The 1,226-nt window shown below is 52.6% G+C and carries 2 protein-coding genes and 1 pseudogene; all 3 read left to right on the top strand.

The features are described 5' to 3' along the window. On the top strand, window positions 1-211 hold a 211-nt coding region (locus AUR66_RS20530), incomplete at its 5' end, for a zinc ribbon domain-containing protein (protein ID WP_157533055.1). A 93-nt stretch (window positions 212-304) separates the two neighbouring features. Continuing rightward, a complete protein-coding gene (locus tag AUR66_RS09985; protein ID WP_058572287.1) occupies window positions 305-547 on the top strand; it encodes a hypothetical protein in 243 nt (80 codons plus the stop codon). A gap of 55 nt (window positions 548-602) precedes the next feature. Continuing rightward, window positions 603-1,226, top strand: a pseudogene (locus tag AUR66_RS09980) (hypothetical protein); the annotation flags it as partial.

Genomic DNA, 1,226 nt, shown 5'->3' with positions numbered 1-1,226 from the left:
CCGTGGGAATCGACCGGAGCAGTCGCACTTCGAGTGTACGAAGTGCGGAAAAACGCTTCACGCAGATTATAATGCGGCGAAGAACATTGGGTGGCGGTTTGTCCGTCGTGGGCTAAACGACTCACGGCGGACGGGTAACAGTCAACTTGCCCTGAAGTCAGGGACAGTGAGGCCGAATCGGGGATTCATCCCGTACTCAGTACCGAGTTAGACGCCGAGAACACTGACAAGCCCCGGGTCACCCGACCCGGGGTTGTTGACTATCACCGGTCCATCCATAGTCCAATTAAAAGAAGGAACAGGAATGAGCATCTCGATGCGCTCGCCACTCGGCGAGCTACCTAATCCACCTGCAGATTTGGATGGCGATGGGTTGTTCGAGGACATTAACCACGACGGGAACGTGACTGTCTCAGATGTCCAAGCACTATTCGCGAACCGTGATGGATCGGTGGCTCAAGACAATGCCGGTAGATTTGATTTCACTCAAGATGGTCAACTCAATATCGTTGATATCCAGCATCTGTTCGTTGGGCTGGGCCGGTGAACGTCTAACCAAGTGAATGACAACAACTATCATAGTGTATTGAGATACGAAATGTATGGGTAGTAAGCAGCTTCGAGCAGTGCTACTCACCATGTTGATGATCGGGTCACTATTCCCGGTCGGCATCGTTGGTGGGGCAACTTCGAACGGCAATATGACCATTTCTGGGCAGTTGAATTATGCTGATGGAACAGCCGCTAGCGGTTGGGATGTCACCGCATCAAGTCGCTCAGAGTACCTCTCTAGTTCTACAAACGACACAGGTGCAGTCGAGATTGGGGTAACAACCAACGAGACGTACCAAGTCAAGTTTCAGCAGAACAATGACTCACTCTCTGCAGAAGCGAATTTCCCGCGTGACGGGTTTGTCGACTTCTACGCGCTCGGTGAGGTCACACCGAGTACGGGCGAAGACCTTGGGACCAGAGAAATCCCGAATGGATCGCTTCTCAACGTAACTGTCGTAGACCAGGATGGAACACCGGTTCCGAACGCAGACGTCTATTTGAGTCACCATCGGAATGGTGCACGGGCATATGTTGATGCCACGACGAACGGCGCAGGTGCTGCCGTCCTCAACGGAAATGATGTGCCTGGTGTCGAAGCGACTGGAGATATTGAACTAGACGTCTTCGGCCCTGCAGGGTACACAGACAACGATTCCGTGGTCACAGTTACA

Source organism: Haloferax profundi, assembly GCF_001469865.1.
Classification (GTDB): Archaea; Halobacteriota; Halobacteria; order Halobacteriales; family Haloferacaceae; genus Haloferax; species Haloferax profundi.
This window is presented reverse-complemented; position numbering and strand designations above follow the sequence as displayed.

Coding starts and splice junctions, on each gene's coding strand:
- AUR66_RS09985 (WP_058572287.1), top strand. CDS start 305: ATGAGCATCTCGATGCGCTCGCCACTCGGCGAGCTACCTAATCCACCT.